Annotated in this window: 8 protein-coding genes; 7 read left to right on the top strand and 1 reads right to left on the bottom strand. The window is 33.1% G+C overall.

Translation table 11 applies throughout. The annotated features are described in order from the left end of the window. Positions 1–509: 16S rRNA (adenine(1518)-N(6)/adenine(1519)-N(6))-dimethyltransferase RsmA (gene rsmA, locus ACKI42_RS01365; RefSeq protein ID WP_407401675.1), on the bottom strand; the 509-nt coding region annotated here is incomplete at its 3' end. A gap of 90 nt (positions 510–599) precedes the next feature. Here rsmA and ACKI42_RS01360 point away from each other — a divergent pair. The 7 genes from ACKI42_RS01360 (at position 600) to ACKI42_RS01330 (ending at position 6,047) form a co-directional block, all read left to right on the top strand. Then, entirely contained in the window at positions 600–1,496 is an 897-nt protein-coding gene (locus tag ACKI42_RS01360; RefSeq protein WP_407401673.1) for a cell division protein FtsX, read from the top strand. 2 nt (positions 1,497–1,498) lie between these two features. Further along, on the top strand, positions 1,499–1,795 hold the full coding sequence (locus tag ACKI42_RS01355; protein WP_407401671.1) for a DUF3098 domain-containing protein: 297 nt from the start codon (positions 1,499–1,501) through the stop codon (positions 1,793–1,795). A gap of 105 nt (positions 1,796–1,900) precedes the next feature. Then, positions 1,901–2,719: an undecaprenyl-diphosphate phosphatase gene (locus tag ACKI42_RS01350; RefSeq protein ID WP_407401669.1), complete on the top strand. Its 819-nt coding sequence runs from the start codon at positions 1,901–1,903 to the stop codon at positions 2,717–2,719. Next, the gene (locus tag ACKI42_RS01345) at positions 2,720–3,136 is read left to right on the top strand and encodes a hypothetical protein (protein ID WP_407401667.1); all 417 of its coding nucleotides are present in this window, start codon (positions 2,720–2,722) and stop codon (positions 3,134–3,136) included. It begins immediately after the preceding gene. 151 nt (positions 3,137–3,287) lie between these two features. After that, complete coding sequence (gene truB / locus ACKI42_RS01340; RefSeq protein WP_407401665.1) at positions 3,288–3,986, top strand: tRNA pseudouridine(55) synthase TruB; 699 nt, start codon at positions 3,288–3,290, stop codon at positions 3,984–3,986. A gap of 264 nt (positions 3,987–4,250) precedes the next feature. Further along, positions 4,251–4,970, top strand: coding sequence for a 23S rRNA pseudouridine(2604) synthase RluF (gene rluF / locus ACKI42_RS01335; RefSeq protein WP_407401663.1), 720 nt, complete (start codon positions 4,251–4,253; stop codon positions 4,968–4,970). Between the two features lie 252 nt (positions 4,971–5,222). Continuing rightward, positions 5,223–6,047: a S1 RNA-binding domain-containing protein gene (locus ACKI42_RS01330; protein ID WP_407401661.1), complete on the top strand. Its 825-nt coding sequence runs from the start codon at positions 5,223–5,225 to the stop codon at positions 6,045–6,047.

The raw sequence follows: 6,047 nt of genomic DNA, 5'->3' as shown, positions 1-6,047 counted from the left end.
ACATTCTCATGAACAGTAAATAAGTACTCTACATCATAGTAGGCTTGTACCAATACAGAAAGGATTCCATACTCTTTTGTTCTTGGCACAGCAGCTGTTCTTTGTGCCACTTCTTTCTGAAACATACCTACCATTTCTGGTACGAGATGATAATAATCGATAATTTTAAATAAAATCTGAGAGGAGATATTATAAGGGAAATTACCAATAATGGCAATTTGTTCACCACTAATAAAGTCAAAATCTTGTTTTAGAAAATCCCCTACAAAAGTTTCTTCAGTTGCCTTCTCGTAGTTATTCTTTAGATATTCTATTGATTCTGTATCTATCTCTGCAAGGTAAGTAGTGTGGTCTTTCTCAAACAGATATTTAGTAAGGACACCCATACCAGGACCAACTTCCATAATGTTACTATAATTTTCGAAGCTAAGACCTTCTACGATATTTCTAGCGATGTTTTCGTCCGTCAAAAAGTGTTGACCGAGATGTTTTTTTGCTTTTACACTCAAAGTTTTTTATGATTTCGTTAACAATGATTTTCTAATAATTCTCCAAATTTCGGAAGATTTTTTCTATTTTAGCCAAAAATTTTAATATTAATGGCGAAATCTGTAGAAGAGTTTAATAAGAAAAGGCTTCGGTCTAGCAATATTACAGTAGTAGTAAGTATTGCCTTAGTGTTGTTTTTATTGGGATTAATGGGTCTTATTATGATTAATGCTCAGAAATATTCTGATTATCTTAAAGAGCAACTCGTTGTAAATGCGTACTTTAACGAAAATTATGATAGCAAAGATTCTGCTAAAGTAGCAAAAGAGCAAGCTGATGCAGTTTTAGCAATACAGAAATTAGAATCTGTAAAACGCACCAAATATATCTCTAAACAGATGGCCTCTAATGAAGCGAAAAAAAGTTTAGGTATTAACAGTCAGGCACTTTTTGAAGATGATATTTTCCCAGCTTCTGTAGAAATTGCATTAAAACCACTATATACTGATTCTACAAAAATAGGAACTGTGCTTACAGAAATAAAATCTGTGAAGGGAATTGTAGATGTGAAAAATGATTCAGATTCTCAAAAAATATACGAAAAGCTAAACAAAATTTTAAAATGGATTTTTGCATTCTGCGTACTATTTTTAATATTAGCAATTGTTCTTATCAACAATTCTATAAGACTTAAAGTATTTTCCAAAAGATTTATTATCAAAACTATGCAGTTGGTAGGAGCCAAAAGAAGATTCATACTTACACCCTTCATCAAAGAAGCTTTAATCTTGGGTGTTTTAGGTGCTTTCATCGGTTTGCTAGCATTATTCGGTCTTTGGTATTACTTTACCACAACCATCAAGACCCCTTTTGTACAAGATACGAACCAATACATTTGGCTTGTAATAAGTATTTTTGCAGTAGGTATTTTCATAACAATACTGAGTACAATCATTGCAACATGGAGATATTTGAGATCTAGCGTAGACGATTTATATTATTCTTAACCATGAGTAAAAAAACAGAAAAATTTTCTGCTTCCAACTACGGAACAGATACCGAAGCCCCCAAGCAGAATGATTTTTATTTTGGGAAGGAAAACTACAAATGGATGCTCATAGGGTTGGCATGTATTGTACTAGGCTTCATACTAATGATGGGGCCAGACGCCAACACGGTAGATGGTAAATATGATCCCAATTCTTGGAACGAAGATATCTTTTCTATCCGTAGAATAAGAATAGCACCACTACTTGTTGTTATCGGTTTTGTAATAGAAATCTATGCGATCCTAAAAAGAAAATAACAAAAACAATTAACTATCAAAGATTAAGAAATTGAAAGATTGAGAACATGTGTTTTTAGTTTTAAGATTTCTTAATCTTTTTAATTTTATAACCACTCAAATTTTATGGATCTAATTAATGCAATCCTTATTGCAATTGTAGAAGGACTTACAGAATATCTACCCATTTCATCTACCGCACACATGGGCTTCACCGCAAGTCTATTAGGATTACCAGAAGACGAATTCCTAAAAATGTTCCAAGTCTCAATACAATTTGGTGCGATATTGTCTGTAGTAGTAGCTTATTGGAAAAAATTTTTCGATATCAAAAACATACAGTTGTACTTCAAATTGGGTTTTGCAGTAATTCCAGCATTAGGTTTAGGATTTTTATTTGATGATAAGATTGAATCGATATTGGGTAACCAAATTGCAATATCTACCGTATTAGTACTTGGTGGCGTCGTATTATTATTCGCCGACAAGTGGTTCAAAAATCCCACAATACACGATGAAAAAGAAATGTCGATAAAAAAAGCGGTAACCATAGGTTTTTGGCAATGTTTGGCAATGATGCCTGGTACCAGTAGAAGTGCTGCTTCTATTATTGGTGGGATGTCTCAGGGATTATCCAGAAAAGCAGCTGCAGAATTTTCTTTCTTTCTTGCCGTTCCTACCATGTTGGCGGTTACAGTTTATTCAATCTTTGTAAAAACTTGGGGTAAAGAAACTGCCAATCCTATGAAGGGCTACGAGATGATTATGTCTTCACAAGATCACATAATGATTTTTGTAATTGGGAATATTGTAGCTTTCATTGTGGCACTTATCGCCATCAAAGGTTTTATTGGGGTTCTCAACAAATATGGTTTCAAACCTTGGGGTTGGTACAGAATTATTGTTGGTATCGCTTTACTAGTGTATTTTTATTATTTTAAATAAATGCCAAATAAATTCGATCCTAATAATAAGATTGTAGAGAAGATTATTACAGACACTAAGTATTTTGTGATTTTTGTATTGTTAGGATTTATTATGTTTGGTTATATTATACAAAAATGTAATAAAGACGGAAATGAGAGCGAGTTACAACTAATAGCTTTACAAAGAATCTTGAAATTTGAGGTGCAATCATCTGTTGTAGAAAAAGGTAAAGATTCTCGAAATAGAAATACGCCTTATATTAAATTCTCGAACAAAGAAGAGTTAGATATTGGAGAAAATTTTTTAAGTAAAGTAGAGGTTGGAGATTCAATTTCGAAGAAAAAAAATACAATTACGTTTAATATTTTTAAACTAACAAATATTACAGATTACGATTACCTTGTAGATTCTCAGGGTAAGTATAATAAAAAATAATTTGGCAGCTATTTCCGCCTTCCGCTCTCGCTTTTTTGCCTCCGCTTTGCTTCGGCAAAAAGAGCTACGCTCAAGTCGGGCTGGATTTAAAACAATATAAAAGGAGATTAAGTTCTCCATTTTTTTTAATATTTAAGATCAAATAAAGAAAATGACATCAGAACAACTTCTTGACGGACATATATTTCTTCTAGACAAGCCATTAGATTGGACGTCTTTCCAAGCGGTCAACAAACTGAAATACAAACTCAAAAGCGAGTTTGGATTACCCAAAAAATTCAAAATAGGACACGCTGGTACGCTAGATCCACGTGCCACAGGACTTCTAATAATCTGTACAGGAAAATTCACTAAGAAAATTCCAGAAATCCAAGATGCTCCCAAAGAATATTGGACAGAGATAAAACTCGGTGTCCAAACAGAATCTTACGATACCGAGAAACCCGAAATTTTGCCTCAAGATATTTCTCATATTACAGAAGAAGATATACACAAAGCTTTAGAACAATTTTTAGGAGAAATAGAACAAAAACCACCAGTTTTTTCAGCCATTAAAATAGATGGAAGAAGAGCTTATAGCATGGCAAGAGCTGGGGAAGAGGTAGAAATGAAATCTAGAAAAACCACCATCTTATACATCAAGGATGTAGAGATCAATTTACCTTTGGTAAGTTTTACCGTTGGATGTTCTAAGGGAACTTACATCAGAAGTTTGGCGCACGATATTGGTCAAACTTTGGAGGTAGGAGCTTATCTTACTCAACTTCGAAGAACAAAAATTGGAGATTATTTGCTAGAAAACGGAACTTCAGATTATTTGCAAAACGAATTCAAATTCGAAAGTTTGTAATTTAAATTTAAAATAAAGCTTGTTTGCAATTTAACATAAAAGAAAAAATAGAGTAGAAAGCAATCACTTCAATTATGATATTCCACAGTTGAAAATTGCAAATTTCTTACTAATTTTGCAAACAGAAAATTTAGATTTTCTAGTACAAGATTCAATAAAGAATTCAAAATTTGTTACAGATAATAAGGTGATCATTTATCAATTTATTTAGTGATAGAATTGCTCATTTCTTGTAACAGAATTATACAGTAAAAGGATATACTCATGGAAAAAACGCGCATCAACAAATATCTTTCAGAAGTAGGATATTGCTCTAGAAGGGCAGCCGACAAACTTTTGGAAGAAGGAAGAATAAAAATAAATGGCATTGTGCCAGAATTGGGAACCAAGGTATCAGATGAAGATTTGGTAGAAGTAGACGGAAAACCCATCAAAGAATCTGAGGAAGATTCTATCTACATCGCGTTCAACAAACCTGTGGGGATTGTTTGTACCACAGATACCAAGAGAGAGATTGATAATATTATAGAGTACATCAACCACCCAAAAAGAATTTTCCCAATCGGAAGATTGGATAAACCGAGTGAGGGTCTTATATTGTTGACGAATGATGGTGATATTGTCAACAAAATTCTGAGAGCAAAAAACAACCACGAGAAGGAATATTTGGTGCGTGTAGACAAACCTTTGAACACTCGTTTTCTAGAAAAAATGCGTAATGGAGTTTCTATTTTGGATACCGTTACCAAAAAATGTGAGGTAGAGAGAATAGATGATATGACTTTCAGGATTGTGCTTACACAAGGTCTGAACAGACAGATTAGAAGAATGTGTGAAGTGTTGGGCTACGAAGTGAAAAAACTAAAACGTATCCGTATTATGAATATCAAACTAGATTTACCTCTAGGAAAATGGAGAGATCTAACGGCAGACGAATTATCAAAATTGAATGCTATGCTTGGAGATTCTGAGAAGGTGGTTTAATTTTAGATTAAATAATATAAAAACGAGGAATATTTATTGCAAATATTGCTCGTTTCTCTTTTATGAATAGGAGGATTTTCTTGTTTAATTGAAATAAAAAAATCGCTGTGAATCTTAATTTTTCATTAATAAACCAACTAGAGTATTAGAATTTTTCTATCACCTTGATGGTTGGGTAAAGTGTAGAAATTACATCCGTGCTATTTTTCTGTTTTATAATTCCGTACCTTTGCCCACTAAATTGAACAATTAATGCAACTAGGAAAAACCCAGACTCTAAAAATTTCAGAAAAAAATCATTCAGGTTGGATGCTCGCAGACGAATCTGGCGAAACCGCTTTTTTGTCTAAAGTTTTTATTAATGAAGAAAAACTTGTAGGTGATGAAATGGAGGTTTTCGTATATCAAGATGATAACAAACTAAAAGCTACTACAGAATTGCCATTGGCAGAAGTAGGAGAATATGCCGTTATGAGCTGTGTACAAAGTCTTCCTAGTGGTGCATTTATGGATTGGGGAATTATTAAAGATCTTTTTGTTCCCTACAAGCAACAAAAATCTAAAATTATCGAAGGTAAAAGATATTTGGTTTATTTGTATGTGGACGAAACTACCAACTTGATTACCGGAACTACCAAATTCAAAAGAAATCCTCAGTATGAAGATTTACCTTTACAAAAAGGAGATAGAGTAGACCTTATTCTAATGAACGAAAGCGAAATTGGATGGAATACCGTAATCAATAAAAAATATATTGGTCTTATCTACGCTTCAGATGTGTATAAGAAATTGTACCCACTTTCTGAAGATGGTGGTTATATTAAAGATATCCGTGAAGATGGAAAAATAGATGTGTCTCTACAGCCAGAAGGTTTTGACAATATAGACGAATTCCGTCAGAAGATCTTACTAAAATTGGAGGAGAATTTTGGTCTTCTTCATCTTTCGGATAAATCTTCGCCAGAAGACATCAAAGAAGTATTACAAATGAGTAAGAAAAACTTCAAAAAGGCATTGGGAGGTTTGTATAAAGATAAACTTATCGAGATCATGGATGATAAAGTAAAATTGGTATAA

The organism is Chryseobacterium sp., from assembly GCF_045629545.1.
In the GTDB taxonomy this organism is placed as follows: Bacteria; Bacteroidota; Bacteroidia; order Flavobacteriales; family Weeksellaceae; genus Chryseobacterium.
This window is presented reverse-complemented; position numbering and strand designations above follow the sequence as displayed.

Coding starts and splice junctions, on each gene's coding strand:
- ACKI42_RS01360 (WP_407401673.1), top strand. CDS start 600: ATGGCGAAATCTGTAGAAGAGTTTAATAAGAAAAGGCTTCGGTCTAGC.
- ACKI42_RS01355 (WP_407401671.1), top strand. CDS start 1,499: ATGAGTAAAAAAACAGAAAAATTTTCTGCTTCCAACTACGGAACAGAT.
- ACKI42_RS01350 (WP_407401669.1), top strand. CDS start 1,901: ATGGATCTAATTAATGCAATCCTTATTGCAATTGTAGAAGGACTTACA.
- ACKI42_RS01345 (WP_407401667.1), top strand. CDS start 2,720: ATGCCAAATAAATTCGATCCTAATAATAAGATTGTAGAGAAGATTATT.
- truB (WP_407401665.1), top strand. CDS start 3,288: ATGACATCAGAACAACTTCTTGACGGACATATATTTCTTCTAGACAAG.
- rluF (WP_407401663.1), top strand. CDS start 4,251: ATGGAAAAAACGCGCATCAACAAATATCTTTCAGAAGTAGGATATTGC.
- ACKI42_RS01330 (WP_407401661.1), top strand. CDS start 5,223: ATGCAACTAGGAAAAACCCAGACTCTAAAAATTTCAGAAAAAAATCAT.